The sequence below is a fragment of the Aliidongia sp. genome (assembly GCF_035943795.1).
Taxonomy (GTDB): Bacteria; Pseudomonadota; Alphaproteobacteria; order ATCC43930; family CGMCC-115725; genus Aliidongia.
The window spans coordinates 1-14,732 of the sequence record NZ_DASZBY010000093.1; the positions used below are offsets into that span (position 1 = coordinate 1).

The following is a 14,732-nucleotide window of genomic DNA, read 5'->3' on the forward strand; positions in this document are numbered from 1 at the left end:
CTCGCGACCGCGCCAGCTGCGGTACCGCGCGCCAAGGCGATCGAAGTAGATGTAGATCACCGGCGTCGTGAACAGCGTCAGAAGCTGGCTGACCAGCAGGCCGCCGACGATCGAGATGCCCAGCGGGTGGCGCAGTTCAGAGCCCGTGCCGGTACCGATCATCAGCGGCAGCGCGCTGAACAGCGCGGCCACCGTCGTCATCAGGATCGGCCGGAAACGCAGCAGCGCCGCCTGGTGGATCGCCTCGCGCGGCGACTTGCCCTGGTTGCGCTCGGCCTCCAGTGCGAAGTCGATCATCATGATCGCGTTCTTCTTGACGATGCCGATCAGCAGGATGATGCCGATCAGCGAAATCACGCTCAGGTCCTGATGGAACAGCATCAGCGACAAGAGCGCGCCGATGCCGGCCGACGGCAGGGTCGACAGGATGGTGATCGGATGGATGTAGCTCTCGTAGAGCACGCCCAGCACGATATAGACCGTGACGATGGCCGCCAGGATCAGCCCCAGCTCGCTGTCGAGCGAGCTGCGGAATTCGGCCGCACTGCCCGAGAAACCGGTCGCGATCGTCTCCGGCAGGCCGATCGCCTGTTCCGATCGCTGGATCGCGCTGAGCGCGGCACCGAGCGAGGTGCCTTCCGGGACATTGAACGACAGGGTCGTGGCCGGAAACAGGCCCTGGTGGGTCACCACCAGCGGCGCCAGCTGCGTCACGATGGTCGCGACCGCGCTCAGCGGCACCTCGGTGCCCTTGCCGCTGTTGAGCGAGGTCGTGGTTGCGGTGTTGCTGGTGGTCTGGCTGCCGTTCGAGGTCGGCGTCGTGCTGGCGACCACGCCGTTCGACAGCTGCGTGCCGTTCGAGACCGAGCCGTTGGTCGCCTGGACATAGATCTTGTCGAGGCCGTTCCTGTCCTTCTGGAACGCCGGATCGATGCTCAGGATGACGTGGTACTGGTTCAGCTGAGTATAGATCGTCGCGATCTGGCGCTGGCCGAACGCGTCATACAGCGTGTCGTCGATCGATTGCATGCTGACGCCCAGGCGGGCCGCCGCATCGCGATCGATCTTGACCAGCGCCTGCAGGCCGGCGTTTTGCTGGTCGGTCGCCACATCGGTCAGTTCCGGCTGTTTCTTCAGCTCGGCGATCAGTTTCGGGACCCATTGGCCGAGCTCGGCCACGTTCGCGTCCTGCAACGTGTACTGGTACTGGGTGCGCGACAGGCGGTTGTCGATCTGGATGTCCTGAACCGATTGCATGTAGAGCGTGATGCCGTGGACCCCGCCGACCCGGTCCTTCAACCGCTCGATGATCTCATCCGACGTGGCCGTGCGCTGGTCGCGCGGCTTCAGGTTGATATAAAGCCGGCCGCTGTTCGGCGTGGTGTTGACCGTGCCGGTGCCGACGAAGCTGTCGACCGCGGTCACATCCGGATCCTTCATGACCTCGGCCGCGATCGCCTGCTGGCGCTGGGCCATGCCGGTAAAGGAAATGTCCTGGGCGGCATCGGTCACGCCGACGATCAGGCCGGTATCCTGCTGGGGCAGGAAACCCTTGGGCACCTCGACATAGAGCAGGGCGGTGAGCCCGATCGTGAGCACGGTGAAAATGAGCGTCACGGTCTGGTGGCGCAGCACCCAGCGCAAGCCTGCATCGTAGCCGTCGCGCATCCAGTCGAAGAAGCCCTCGCTCCAGCGGAACAGCGCGCCCGGCCGGTGGTCCGGATCCTCGGGCTTCAACAGCTTCGCGCACATCATCGGCGTCAAGGTCAGCGACACGATGGCCGAGATGACGACGGCGGCGCTCAGGGTGATGGCGAACTCGCGGAACAGCCGGCCGATCACACCGCCCATCAGCAGCAGCGGGATGAACACGGCGATGAGCGACACGGTGAGCGAGATGATCGTGAAACCGATCTGCTTCGCCCCTTTGAGGGCGGCCTGCAGCGGCGTCTCGCCGGCTTCGATGAAGCGGACGATGTTCTCGATCATGACGATGGCATCGTCGACCACGAAGCCCGACGCAATGGTCAGCGCCATCAGCGACAGGTTGTCGAGGCTGAAGCCGCACAGCGACATGATGCCGAAGGTGGCGATCAGCGACACCGGCAGGGTCACGCTCGGGATGACCGTCGCCCAGAACTTGCGCAGGAACAGGAAGATCACCAGCACGACCAGACCGATGGTCAGCACCAGCGTGAACTGCACGTCGGCGATGGAGGCGCGGATCGTCTCGGTCCGATCGGTCAGCACGTCGATCTTGATCGAGGGCGGCAGCGCCGCCTGCAGCTTGGGCATCAGCTTGCGGATCGACGCGACCGTCTCGATGATGTTGGCACCCGGCTGGCGCTGGATGTCGAGGATGACGGCGGGCCGGCCGTCGTACCAGCCGGCCAGCTTGTCGTTCTCGACCCCGTCGACCACCGTGGCCACGTCCTTGAGGCGGATCGGCGCGCCGTTGCGATAGGCCAGGATCTGGTTGCGATAGCCGTTGGCGTCGAACAGCTGATCGTCGGCACCGATCTGGAACGACTGCCGCGCCCCGTCGATCGAGCCCTTGGCCAGGTCGACCGTCGAGGACGAGATCGCCGTGCGCACGTCGTCCAGCGCCAGGCCCAGGTTCGCGATCTGGGTCGGGTTCAACTGGATGCGCACCGCCTCTTTCTGGCCGCCCTCGATCGTCACCACGCCGACGCCCTCGACCTGGCTCAGCTTCTGGGCCACGACCGTGTCGGTATAGTCGTTGACGGTCCTGAGCGGCAGCGTGTCCGAGGTCAGCGCCAGGATCAGGATGGGCGTGTCGGCCGGGTTGACCTTGCTGTAGGTCGGCGGGTTCGGCAGCTTGGTAGACGGGATGATGCCCTGGGCCGCATTGATCTGCGACTGCACGTCCTGGGCGGCTGCATCGATGTCCCGGCTCAGGTCGAACTGCAGGGTGATCTGGCTGTTGCCGAACGAACTGGTCGAGCTCATCGAGGTCAGGCCCGAGATCGTGCCCAGCTGATGCTCGAGCGGCGTGGTGATCGAGGACGCCATGATTTCGGGCGCCGCACCCGGATAGGCCGTGACCACCTGGATCGTCGGGAAATCGACCGACGGCAGGGCCGCTACCGGCAGCAGCCGATAGCCCAGCCCGCCCAGCAGCACCACGCCGATGATCAGGAGCGTGGTGGCGATCGGCCGGAGGATGAACGGATGGGAGACGTTCACGCCGGATCAGCCCCGCTCTTGTCGGCCTTCTCCCCCTTTTCGCCGCGCGCGCCCTTTTCGCCCCGGTGGCCGCGATGCGGCGCCTTCTCCTCGTCGGCGGTGGCCGGTGCCGGCGCGTCTGGTGTGGCCACCTCGATCTTGCTGCCGGTCTGCAGCCGGTACTGACCGTCGACCACGACCTGTTCGCCGACGGTGAGCCCCTTGTCGATCAGCGCCTGGTTGCCCTGGGTCTGCGCCACGGTCACGTCGCGCATCTCGACCGTCTTGTCGGGCTTGACCACCCAGACGTAATCGCCCTTGGGACCATGCTGGACCACGGTCGCGGCGACCGTCAGGCCGGCCTTGCGGGTCGAGACGAGCACGCTGGTATTGACGAACTGGCCGGGCCAGAGCGCGCCATCCTCGTTCGGGAAGGTCGCCTTCAATTTCACCATGCCGGTCGTCTGGTCGATCTGGTTGTCGACCAGGTCGAGCATGCCCTTGGCCAGGGCGCTGGTATTGTCGCGGCCATAGGCGATGACGGGCAGGCCGCCGGCGCCCAGGCCCTTGGTGACCGACGGCAGATTGTCGGCCGGCAGGGTGAAGATCACCGTGATCGGATGGATCTGGGTGATGGTGACCAGCGAGACCGTGTCGCCGGCGTGGACGATGTTGCCGGCATCGACGTTGCGGATGCCGGTCCGGCCATCGATCGGCGAGGTGATGTTGGTATAGTCGACTTGGGTCTTGTTGTAGTCGATCGTCGCCTGGTCGGACGCGATCTGGGCGGTATATTGGTCGACCAGCGCCTGCTGGGTATCCAATGTCTGGGTGCTGACGAACTGCTTGCCGACCAGGCCCTGGTCGCGCACCAGGTCCTTGCGGGCATTCGCGAGCAGCGCCTCGTCCTTGGCCTTGGCGGCGAGCGCCTGCTTGTACTGGGCCTCATAGGGGCGCGGATCGATGATCGCCAGGCTGTCGCCGGCCCTCACATCCTGGCCTTCCTTGAACAGAAGCTTGATCAACTGCCCGTCGACCCGGCTCTTGATCGCGACCGTATTGAAGGCCTGCACCGTACCCAGCCCCGACAGGTAGATCGGCACGTCGCCCTGGGCCACGGTACCGACCACCACGGGAACCGGCTCGTCGCTGACGCCGCTCATGGCGCGGCGCGACTCCCGCCCGCCCGCCTGCGCATGCTTCTCGGATCCGCTATGGGTGTAGTAATACCCGCCCCCGACAGCGGCAACGACGACGGCGAACAGGATCCACTTGAAGCGCATGATGTCCCTTATACGTCCGATCCAAGGTGCCGGATGCCTCCCAATACGGCGGTAGCGCGCGGCCCGGGTGCCGCCTCGGGGGCTGCCGAACGAAAGGCCCTCGCGGACGGCCTTCGCCAAACGCTCCTATAGCATCCGATTCCGGCAGGGCGATGACTATCTGCCGGCATTCTGTAACAGTACATTGCAGCGGCCCGCCGGCGATTGCGACATCCCCGCCCACATGCCTGGTTGCCATCGACCACGCTGCGGACATGGAGAAATCGCACCGGGTCGCGATGGTATTTCCCTTCTCGGCCGCGGGTTTGCCATCATCATACCTGAGGATGCCGGGCGGGAGGGGGCCCGCCGGCTCGTCTTTCCGCCGATCACCCGCCGTGCCGGAGACCCGTCCTGTACCTGACCGACGTCGCCACCATCGTCCTCGCCGTTGCCAGCCTGCTCCTGGTCGTCAGTATCGTGCAACCGATGGCCGGGCGCTTCGGCCTGCCTACGACCGTCCTGTTGGCCGTGGTCGGCGCCGCGATCGGCGCCACCGCCGCCTTCGTGCTGAATTCACCCGACATCACCCTGTTCGACGCCGTGGCCCGGCCCTTCGCGGCCCCGCCGGTGACCGCCGCGGTGTTCCTCGATTGCTTCCTGCCGATCCTGCTGTTCCAGGCGTCGATCACTATCGACATCAGGCGCCTGATCGAGGACGCGGTGCCGATCCTGGTATTGGCGGTGCTGGCCGTGCTGGTGACGACCGGCCTGATCGGCTGGACCGTGTCGACCCTGTCGGGCGAGCCGCTGATCCCGGCCCTGCTGCTGGGCTCGATCGTGGCCACGACCGACCCGGCCGCGGTCGTGGCGATCTTCCGCGACCTGGGTGCCCCGGCCCGGTTGACCCGCCTGGTCGAGGGCGAGAGCCTGCTGAACGATGCCGCTGCGATCTCGATCTTCACCATCCTGATCGGCCTGCTGAAATCCGGCGGCCACGTCGAGCTCGGCACCGCCGTCGCCCATTTCGCGCTCAGTTTCGGCGGCGGCATCCTGCTGGGCATCGTTGCGGGCCGGCTCGCCACGGCCAGCCTGCCGCTGCTGCATGGCGAACGGGCGGCCGAGATGACCTTGACCCTGGCGCTGCCCTACCTGGTGTTTATCCTGGGCGAGGAGCATCTGCAGGTGTCGGGCGTGGTGGCCGTGGTCGCCGCCGGTGTCACGTTCGGATCGACCGGCCTGTCGCGCATCACGCCGCTCAATTGGGCCTTCCTGAACGAGCTGTGGGAACAGCTCGCGTTCTGGGCCGGCTCGTTCATTTTCATCCTGGCGGCGATCCTGGTGCCGACCCTGCTGATCGACGTCGGTCCGCACGATCTGGTGCTGATGGGCGCCGCCCTGGGCGCGGCGCTGGTCGCCCGCATCCTCGTGCTGTTCGGCGTGCTGCCGCCGCTGACCTGGCTGAAATGGAGCGCACCGGTCTCGACCGCCTACAAGCTGGTCATCACCTGGGGCGGCCTGCGTGGGGCCGTGACCGTGGCCCTGGCGCTGGCGGTGACCGAGGATACCGGGCTCGATCCGGCGGTGAAACGCTTCGTCGCCGTACTCGCGACCGGGTTCGTGCTGTTCACCCTGTTCGTCAACGGCACGACCCTGCGCACGGTCATCCGCCTGCTGAAGCTCGATCGGCTGAGCCCGCGCGACGAGGCGCTGCGCGACAATGTGGTGGCCTTGTCGCTGGCCGACCTGCGCGATTCCCTGGCGGCGACCGCGACCGACTATCGGATGAGCGACGCCGTCGCCGCCGAAACGTTGGCCCGCTATACCCAGCGCATCGAGACCGCGACCCAGCGACGCGAAACCCGCGTGGCCGCGCTCGGCGACGAACGCGCCGAAGTGCTGGAGCGCGACCGGCTGGCGATCGCCCTGGTGGCACTGGCCAGCCACGAGCGCCGGCTGGTGCTCGACCATCATGCCCAGGGCACCGCCTCGCGGCGTGTGGTCGAATCGCTGCTGCGTGGCAGCGACGCCATGGTCGATGCGGCGCGGACCGACGGCCGCAGCGGCTATATCAAGGCCGTGAAGCAGGTCGGCCGCTACACCATCGGCTTTCGCACCGCGCATCTGCTGCACCGACGCCTGCGGATCGAGACGCCGCTCGCCCGGCGCCTGGCCGAACGGCTGGAACAGCTGCTGGTCATGCGCATGCTGCTCGACGAGTTGGGCCGGTTCATCACCCACAAGCTGGCGCGCTTCCTCGACGATCGCCTGGTCCAGATCATCCGCGACATCGTCGATATCCGGCGCGACCGGACGCGCCGCATGCTGGATGCGCTGCAGGCGCAATACCCGGAATATTCTGCGGCACTCGAGCGCCGCATCCTGGAACAGGCGGCGCTGCGCCAGGAACAGCAGGCCTATCGCGGCCTCTATGACGAAGGCCTGATCGGCCAGGAATTATACGAGGACCTGAGTCGGCGCCTGCGCAAGCGGCAGTCGTCGACCGGGGCGCGGCCGCATCTCGACCTCAGCCTGAGGCCCGGCGAGCTGATGCGGCGGATCGACCTGTTCCGCGATCTGGCCCCCGGCCAGGCCGAACGGCTGGGCAGGCTGGCGCGGCCGCTGATCGCGGTCCCCGGCGACCAGCTTGTGCGCAAGGGCGAGCGCGGCGATTCGGTCTTCTTCATCTCGTCGGGTGCCGTCGAGGTGATCCTGCCCGGCGAGCCGGTCACGCTCGGCCGCGGCGACATCTTCGGCGAAATGGCGCTCCTGACCGGCGAACCGCGACGGGCCGACGTGACGGCGGTCACCTACAGCCAGCTGCTGGTGCTGCATGCCGCAGATTTCCGCCGTTTCCTGGGCGCCAATCCGGACATCCAGGCGACCATCCAGCAGATCCTCGACAGCCGCTTGACCGCCGAGGCCGCGCGTTCGGCCACAGCGCTCGGCGCGTCGTGATGCGGCGATTGCTCCCGCCGGACGGATGCGACTAGGCTTTCCCGTATCGTTCGAACGATCGCCGGATGAACAGCATGCAGACAAGCGGCACGCCGGACCCGTCTTCCACCGCGAGCGCCTTCGTCGATCGCTTCGCGCTCGACCGGCTGCCGCCGCGCGAGGTCTGGCCGGAGCTGATTGCCGAGCTGCCGGAGCTGGCTTATCCGGCCCGGCTCAACGTCGCCCGGGTCCTGCTCGACGACCGGGTCGCGGCCGGCGATGGCGCGCGCCGCTGCCTGCTCGACGATCGGACGAGCTGGTCCTACGCCGAGCTGAAAGACCGCGCCGACCGGATCGCCCTGGTGCTGCGGTCCGAGGGTGTCGTCGCCGGCAATCGGGTGCTGCTGCGCGCGCCCAACAATCCGATGCTGGTCGCCCAATGGTTCGCCGTGCTGAAGCTGGGCGCCATCGCGGTCACGACCATGCCGCTGCTGCGGACGCGCGAGCTGGTCCAGGTCATCGTCAAGGCCCGGATCAGCCACGCCATCTGCGACGCACGGCTCGAGGCCGACCTCCGCACGGCCCAGGCCCAGGCGCCGATGCTCCATCACATCCTGATCGCGAACGGCACCGGCCAGGATGGGCTCGAAGCCCGCATGGCCACGGCATCAGGCTCGTTCGAGACGGTCGAGACCGCGGCCGACGACCTGGCGCTGATCGCCTTTACTTCGGGCACCACGGGCGAACCCAAGGGCTGCATGCATTTCCACCGCGACATCCTGGCGATCACCGACACGTTCGGGCGCCATGTGCTGCAGCCCTCGCCGGACGACCTGTTCTGCGGCAGCCCGCCGATCGCCTTCACCTTCGGCCTGGGCGGCCTCGTCATCTTCCCGCTGCGCGTCGGCGCCGCGACCCTGCTGCTGGAAAGCGCCGGTCCGGAAGCGCTGATGCAGGCGATCGAGCGCCATCGCGCCACGGTCTGCTTCACAGCGCCGACCGCCTACCGGGCGATGGCCGCGATGAAGGGGCGCTACGATATCGGCAGCCTGCGCAAGGGCGTCTCGGCCGGCGAAGCGCTCCCGCTCGCAACCCGTTCCCTGGTCAAGGATTGTTTCGGTATCGATCTGATCGACGGCATCGGCGCGACCGAGCTGCTTCATATCTTCATTTCGGCGGCCGGTGCCGACATCCGGCCGGGCGCCACGGGCAAGCCGGTGCCGGGTTTCCGGGCGACGATTCTCGACGACGACGGCGCCGAGCTGCCGCCCGGTCAGGTCGGGCGGCTCGCGGTCAAGGGGCCGGTCGGCTGCCGCTATCTCGACGATCGCCGCCAGTCGATCTATGTCCAGCACGGCTGGAACGTGACGGGCGACACCTATCTGCAGGACGCGGACGGCTATTTCTGGTTCCAGGCACGCAGCGACGACATGATCATTTCCGCCGGCTACAATATTTCCGGCCCGGAGGTCGAGCAGGCGGTGCTGTCCCATCCGGCCGTCGCCGAATGCGCCGTGGTCGCGACCCCCGACGAGGAACGGACGTTCGTCGTCAAGGCGTTCATCGTGCTGAAGCCCGGCGAGACCGGCAGCGACGCGCTCGCCAAATCGATCCAGGACCATGTGAAGGCCGAGATCGCGCCTTACAAATACCCGCGCGCCATCGAATTCGCGGCCTCGCTGCCGCGAACCGAGACCGGCAAGCTGCAGCGTTATCGCCTGCGCCAGCAGGAGCTGGAACGCGCCGCCAAACCCTGATCCCGCGACGCCCTTCGCAGTGCAACATATTCGCGATAGGGTTGGCGCTCTGCTGACCACCGGAGACACCCCACGATGACTCGCGACGAGATCCTAGGCACGCCGTCCATGCCGCTCGCGGCCCCATCCTATCCGCACGGTCCCTTCCGCTTCATCGATCGCCAGTATTTCACCGTCGCCTACGAGAGCGACCGGGACGCAATCCGCGCCGCCGTGCCGGAACCGCTCGTGCCCGATCCGGACGGCATCGTCTATTACGAATGGATCCGCATGCCCGACAGCTCGGGCTTCGGCGATTACACCGAGTCGGGCGTCGTCATCCCGTGCCACTATGAAGGCGTGGCCTGCAATTTCACCGCCCAGATGTATCTGGATGACGAACCGCCGATCGCGGCCGGGCGCGAGATCTGGGGATTTCCGAAGAAGCATGCCGAGCCGAAGCTGGAGGTCGTGCACGACACGCTGACCGGCACCCTGCACTATGCCGGCGAGCGCGTGGCACTGGGCTCGATGGTCTATAAATGGGAACCGCACGTCCGCGACGTCAACAAGACCTATGAGTCGCTGACCAAGAAGCAGGTCTGCCTGAAACTGATCCCCGACGTCGACGGCACGCCGGCGATCGCCCAGCTGGTGCATTTCCACCTGACCGACGTGACGGTGAAAGGCTCCTGGACCGGCCCGGCGCGCCTGCATCTGATCCCGCATGTGAATGCGCCGGTCGCCGACCTGCCGGTGCGCAAGGTCATCGGCGGGCTGCATTTCATCGCCGACCTGACCCTGCCCTATGGCGAGGTGCTGTACGACTACCTGAAGCCCGGCAAATAGCCGGACGGGACCGCGCGGTCAGCCGATCAGGCCTTCGACCTCGCGGTCCCGGCCCAGTTCCTTCATCAGCTGGACGAAGCGCGGCACGCGCTTGGCATATTCGGCGTGACGCGCCCGCACGGCCGCGACCAGGGTGCCCTTGCGGCCCAGCAGCTCGTCACCCAGTTCGATGATCCGCAGGTTCGGCCAGGCGCGATCGCGGACACGCACGATCTCGGCCACGATGTCGGCCGACGACACGTCGGGCAGCGCCTGGGCCAGCAGCAGGATGGTGAAGGCGCTCGATCGCGAAATCCCGGCATGGCAATGCACCAGCAGATGGCCTTGCGGCCCCGGCAGGTCGCGGCCGAATTCCAGCACCTGACGGACATGGTCGATCTCGACCAGGATCTCGCCCGGCTTGACGTCGATCGCGTCATGGAAGCGCAGTTGCAGCCGGTGGGTCGGGTTCAGCAGCCCCAGGCTTGCCGGCTCCGGATATTCCGGATCGAGCACCGACAGCAGATGGGTGACGCCGCGGGTCTGGAACGGCGCCAGTTCCTCGATGCCGCAGATGGAAATTTCGAAAGGCGTGAGCGACATCGGCAACCATCCGGCTTCTCTGGCGAAGGAGCGGTCAGTCTAGCGCACGATCCGGAGGAGCAGCCGTGTCGTTCGATGGCGACTGCCTTGCACGCTCATTCCTTGGGCCGGGCGACCGTGATGCCGGCCAATCCCTCATAGACCTTGACCACGGCGGCATCGTCCTCGCCGCCATGGCCGGACGCCGCGGCCGCGAGGAATTGCTGGTGCGCCGCCGCAGCGATCGGCAATGGGAAACGCAGCGATCTTCCGGTGTCGAGCACCAGACCCAGGTCCTTGACGAAGATTTCGACCGAGGATAGCGGCGTGAAATCGCCGTCGAGCATGTGCGGCACCCGGTTCTGGAACATCCAGGAACCGCCCGCGCTGTTGGAGATCACCTCGTACAGTTGGCGCGGATCGGCGCCGGCGCGGGTGCCGAGCGCCATCGCCTCGGCCGCCGCCGCGATATGCACGCCGGCCAGCAACTGGTTCACCGTCTTGACCGTCGAGCCGATGCCGGGCCGGTCGCCCAGCCGATAGACGGTCGCGGCGACGGCCGTCAGGACCGGGTCGGCGATGGCATAGGCCTCGGCCGATCCCGAGGACATGATGGTCAATTGTCCGTCCCGCGCCTTGGCGGCACCGCCCGAAACCGGCGCATCGAGCAGCAGGTGCCCGGTCTCCGCCAGACGGGCGGCCAGCGCCTCGGTGAATTGCGCCGGCACTGTCGAGGACAGCATCACGACGGCGCCGGCCACGAGCGCGCCGATGGCGCCCTTCGGGCCATACAGCACGGCTTCGACCTGGGCCTGGTTCACGACCATCAGAATGACGAGACGGGCGCCCTCTGCCGCCGCGGCCGGATCGGCGGCGGCATGCCCACCGGCAGCGACGAGGCTCTCGACCGCTGCAGCCCTGACGTCGCTGCCGGCGACCTCGTGGCCCGCCTTCACCAGGCTCAGCGCCACGCCCATGCCCATCGAACCGAGCCCGATCACACCAATCCGCATCCCCGAATCCTCCCTCGTCAATCGCCGCCGGGAATCCTAGGCCGCCGGGCCAGTCGGTTCAAAGAATCTCGGCCAGCCGGGTCGCCGGGCGGCAGATCCGCGCGCCCTTGTCGGTCACCACGATCGGCCGCTCGATCAGGATCGGATGGGCCACCATGGCGTCGATCAGGCGATCCTCCGTCAGGGCGGGATCATCGAGGCCGAGTTCTTCGTAGACTGCCTCTTTTCGCCGGAGCACAGCGCGCGGACCGACGCCGAGATGGCCCAGCAGACCCCGCAGCGCCACACGGTCGAGCGGCTGCTTCAGATACTCGACGATGGTGACGGCGAGACCTTTGTCCTGGAGCGCCGCCAGGACGGTGCGGGACGTGGTGCAGCGGGGATTGTGGAAGATCGTGATCGTCATCGGAGTGCTCGCATTTGGGTCGGCCGAAAAATGCCACGGACTATTCCTCCATGTCGACGGAATGGAACGGGCGCGCCGAACGTATTTCATAGGTACGAACGGCTTTGTTCGAATAAGGAGTTTTAAAAATGCTTCGTTATAAGCTGGCTCTTGCCGCTGCCGGTATCGGCCTCGCCGCGACCTTGGGCGCGGCCGCGCCGGCCGAGGCTCGGACCTTCGTTTCCGTCGGCGTCGGCCTGCCGGGCTACTATGCCCCGCCCCCGCCGGTCTACTACGCCCCGCCCCCGCCTCCGCCGGTCTATTATGCGCCGGCCCCCGTCTATTACGGGCCGGGCTACTACCATCCTCACTATCACCACTACCATCCGTACTACCGCCACTATTAGGCGGCCTTCGAAAGGGCTGCGCCGGGCAACCGGCGCGGCCTTTTCTTAAGGCCACGCCCGGCATACCCCGCCGCCCCTCGAATTCGCGAACCGCGCCGAATCCCGCGCAACTAAACGAACGTCACAGCAGCATAAGCTTTGCGAAAGAGCCATTCCGTAGCGCGGGATTCAACTGCCCCTTGCGTTAGGTAACGTTTTCGTAAAATCTGCTGCGCCCGCCGGATTTTTCGGAGGGCCGCCGAGGATATTTATGCCTTCATTGACACCGCGGAGCTTGTTCTCCACCGTGCTGGCGCTCGCCGCAGCCCTCGTGCTGCTCGGCGGCATCGTGGTGTGGAACTCCTACCGAACGGCGATCGGCAAGGCCGAAGGCACCTCCAGAAATCTCGCGACCGTGCTCGACGAGCATGCCGCCCATAGTCTCGACACCGTCGATCAGCGGCTGCGGATGCTGTTCGATCTGTCGATCGATGGCCAGCGCCGGACCAATGACGAAATCGGACGGCTCGTCGCCCGGACCAACGATCGCTCGGGGCTGGTGCGCGGCTTCACCGTGGCCGACGATCAGGGCCGTCTGCTGTTCGACCAGATGGGCGGCCAACCGGTCGCGTCGCTCGACGCGTTCGCCCGACAGCGGGACAATCCGGCGCAAAGCCTGTTCATCGGGACGCCCAGCCGCGTCGCGGACGGCTCGTGGCAATTGCCGGTCAGTCGCGGCTTCCGCGGTTCCGACGGGCAGTTCCTCGGCGTCGCCATCGCCTACCTCGACCTGGCGGCGTTCGACCGCTTCTACGCGACGCTCGACCTGGGCGAGAACGGCGCAGTGGCGGTCGCCCGCGCCGATGGCCGGCTGCTCTGGCGTCATCCGATGATCGATCTGACCGATCCGCCCGCATTCAAGCATCCCGTCGTGCAGCCGGACGCGTTCGAAGCGGGACGCAGCGGCAACTACCAGGGCGTCTCCCCGGTCGACGGGCAGAGCCGGATCATCGGCTATGTCGTCGACCACGACAATCCGTTCACCGTGTTCGTCGCCGTCAATCGCAAGGCGGCGCTCGCCGATTGGCAGGACGAGACGGTCGTCACCGGGCTGGTGGCGACGTTGCTGGTGGTCTGCCTCGTAATGCTGGGGTGGCGCCTTCAGGGCGAAATGATCGAGCGCACCAGGGGCTTTGCCGATCTGGAGCGCCAGGCCTCCGCACTCGCCGTCAATACCATGCAGCTCGACATGGCCCGCCACCTGGCCGAGGAGGCGGAGGAGCGGCTGCGCAATGCGCTCGATGCGCTGAGCGAGGGCTTCCTGCTATGGGATTCCGAGGATCGGCTGGTGTTGTGCAACGATGCCGCCCACGTGCTCGATCCGGACCCGGGCAGCAAGGTCGAGTTCGGCCAATCCTTCGGCGAATTGCTGGACGACCGGCTGGAGCGCGGCCTGATCCCAACCGCGATCGGGCGCGAACCGGAATATCGCAACGCGCGGCTGATCAGCCATCTCAATCCCGGCATGCCGATCGAATTCGAGACGGCGGAAGGCCAGATCCTGCGCGTGGTCGAACGGCGCACGACCGAGGGCGGCATCGTCACCCTGCGCAGCGACGTGACGGCACAGCGCCAGCTGGAGCGCGCGCTGATCGAGGCGCGCCAGGAGGCCGAAGCCGGCAGCCGCGCCAAATCCGAATTCCTGGCGAGCATGAGCCACGAGTTGCGGACGCCCTTGAACGCCGTGATCGGCTTCGCCGAACTGATCCACGGCGAGATGCTGGGAAACGACGCCGCCGCCTATGCGCGCTATCGCGAATACGCCGGCGACATCCGGGACAGCGGCAGCCACCTGCTGGGCCTGATCAACGACATCCTTGATTTCTCGAAGACCGAAGCCGGCGAGTTGCAGCTGATCCAGGATCCGGTCGACCTGAACGAGCTGATCGACAGCGCCGTGCGCATGCTGAAGCCGCGCGCCGAGCGTGCGGGTATCCTGCTCAACACCCGGATACCGTCCAACCTGCCCCCCGTGCTGGGCGACGGCATGCGCCTGCGCCAGATCCTGCTGAACCTGATGTCGAACGCGATCAAGTACACGCCCGAGGCCGGCCACGTCTCCGTGTCGGTGGAGTCGACGGAGGGCGGGGTGCTGATCAAGGTGGCCGATACCGGTATCGGCATCGCGCCCGAGGACATGTCGACGGTGCTCGAGCCGTTCCGTCAGATCGATAACGACCTCAATCGCCGCAACCCCGGCACCGGCCTGGGCCTGCCGCTGACCAAGCGCCTGGTCGAGCTGCACCAGGGCGTGCTGGAGCTGGAAAGCAGGGTCGGCCATGGTACCACCGCCGTCGTGCGCCTGCCCGCCAATCAGGATGGATCGGGCGGACGTCTCGCCGCCGCCAGCTGAACCC

Annotated in this window: 10 protein-coding genes; 5 read left to right on the forward strand and 5 right to left on the reverse strand. The window is 66.8% G+C overall.

All coding sequences use genetic code 11. From position 1 onward, the window contains the following. Together VGV37_RS17235 and VGV37_RS17240 are read right to left on the reverse strand one after the other, a co-directional pair. The coding region (locus VGV37_RS17235) for an efflux RND transporter permease subunit (RefSeq protein ID WP_326880944.1) at positions 1-3,207 on the reverse strand (3,207 nt) is incomplete at its 3' end. After that, complete coding sequence (locus tag VGV37_RS17240) at positions 3,204-4,469, reverse strand: efflux RND transporter periplasmic adaptor subunit (RefSeq protein ID WP_326880945.1); 1,266 nt, start codon at positions 4,467-4,469, stop codon at positions 3,204-3,206. The genes VGV37_RS17235 and VGV37_RS17240, both read right to left, overlap by 4 nt. 459 nt (positions 4,470-4,928) lie before the next feature. Between VGV37_RS17240 and VGV37_RS17245 the strand changes: the two genes are divergently transcribed. From VGV37_RS17245 to VGV37_RS17255, 3 genes are all read left to right on the forward strand, one after another. Next, positions 4,929-7,406 carry a cation:proton antiporter gene (locus VGV37_RS17245; protein ID WP_414638019.1) on the forward strand — a complete coding sequence of 826 codons (2,478 nt, stop codon included), beginning with the start codon at positions 4,929-4,931 and terminating at the stop codon, positions 7,404-7,406. Between the two features lie 74 nt (positions 7,407-7,480). Next, a complete protein-coding gene (locus tag VGV37_RS17250; protein ID WP_326880946.1) occupies positions 7,481-9,142 on the forward strand; it encodes an AMP-binding protein in 1,662 nt (553 codons plus the stop codon). 75 nt (positions 9,143-9,217) lie between these two features. Further along, positions 9,218-9,970: an acetoacetate decarboxylase gene (locus VGV37_RS17255; RefSeq protein ID WP_326880947.1), complete on the forward strand. Its 753-nt coding sequence runs from the start codon at positions 9,218-9,220 to the stop codon at positions 9,968-9,970. An 18-nt stretch (positions 9,971-9,988) separates the two neighbouring features. On the opposite strand, the gene VGV37_RS17260 is transcribed toward VGV37_RS17255, so the two are convergent. From VGV37_RS17260 to arsC, 3 genes are all read right to left on the reverse strand, one after another. Beyond that, entirely contained in the window at positions 9,989-10,552 is a 564-nt protein-coding gene (locus tag VGV37_RS17260) for a protein-tyrosine-phosphatase (RefSeq protein WP_326880948.1), read from the reverse strand. A 95-nt stretch (positions 10,553-10,647) separates the two neighbouring features. Next, a complete protein-coding gene (gene ltnD, locus VGV37_RS17265; protein ID WP_326880949.1) occupies positions 10,648-11,544 on the reverse strand; it encodes an L-threonate dehydrogenase in 897 nt (298 codons plus the stop codon). Between the two features lie 58 nt (positions 11,545-11,602). Next, positions 11,603-11,950, reverse strand: coding sequence for an arsenate reductase (glutaredoxin) (gene arsC / locus VGV37_RS17270; protein ID WP_326880950.1), 348 nt, complete (start codon positions 11,948-11,950; stop codon positions 11,603-11,605). Between the two features lie 128 nt (positions 11,951-12,078). Between arsC and VGV37_RS17275 the strand changes: the two genes are divergently transcribed. Both VGV37_RS17275 and VGV37_RS17280 read left to right on the forward strand, forming a co-directional pair. Further along, the gene (locus VGV37_RS17275) at positions 12,079-12,336 is read left to right on the forward strand and encodes a hypothetical protein (protein WP_326880951.1); all 258 of its coding nucleotides are present in this window, start codon (positions 12,079-12,081) and stop codon (positions 12,334-12,336) included. Between the two features lie 250 nt (positions 12,337-12,586). After that, positions 12,587-14,728, forward strand: coding sequence for an ATP-binding protein (locus VGV37_RS17280; protein WP_326880952.1), 2,142 nt, complete (start codon positions 12,587-12,589; stop codon positions 14,726-14,728). Positions 14,729-14,732 lie beyond the last annotated feature (4 nt).

What these genes read in the sequence shown, in the direction of transcription:
- VGV37_RS17240 (WP_326880945.1), bottom strand. Translation starts at nt 4,469, where the DNA reads ATGCGCTTCAAGTGGATCCTGTTCGCCGTCGTCGTTGCCGCTGTCGGG.
- ltnD (WP_326880949.1), bottom strand. Translation starts at nt 11,544, where the DNA reads ATGCGGATTGGTGTGATCGGGCTCGGTTCGATGGGCATGGGCGTGGCG.
- VGV37_RS17250 (WP_326880946.1), top strand. Translation starts at nt 7,481, where the DNA reads ATGCAGACAAGCGGCACGCCGGACCCGTCTTCCACCGCGAGCGCCTTC.
- VGV37_RS17260 (WP_326880948.1), bottom strand. Translation starts at nt 10,552, where the DNA reads ATGTCGCTCACGCCTTTCGAAATTTCCATCTGCGGCATCGAGGAACTG.
- VGV37_RS17280 (WP_326880952.1), top strand. Translation starts at nt 12,587, where the DNA reads ATGCCTTCATTGACACCGCGGAGCTTGTTCTCCACCGTGCTGGCGCTC.
- VGV37_RS17275 (WP_326880951.1), top strand. Translation starts at nt 12,079, where the DNA reads ATGCTTCGTTATAAGCTGGCTCTTGCCGCTGCCGGTATCGGCCTCGCC.
- VGV37_RS17255 (WP_326880947.1), top strand. Translation starts at nt 9,218, where the DNA reads ATGACTCGCGACGAGATCCTAGGCACGCCGTCCATGCCGCTCGCGGCC.
- arsC (WP_326880950.1), bottom strand. Translation starts at nt 11,950, where the DNA reads ATGACGATCACGATCTTCCACAATCCCCGCTGCACCACGTCCCGCACC.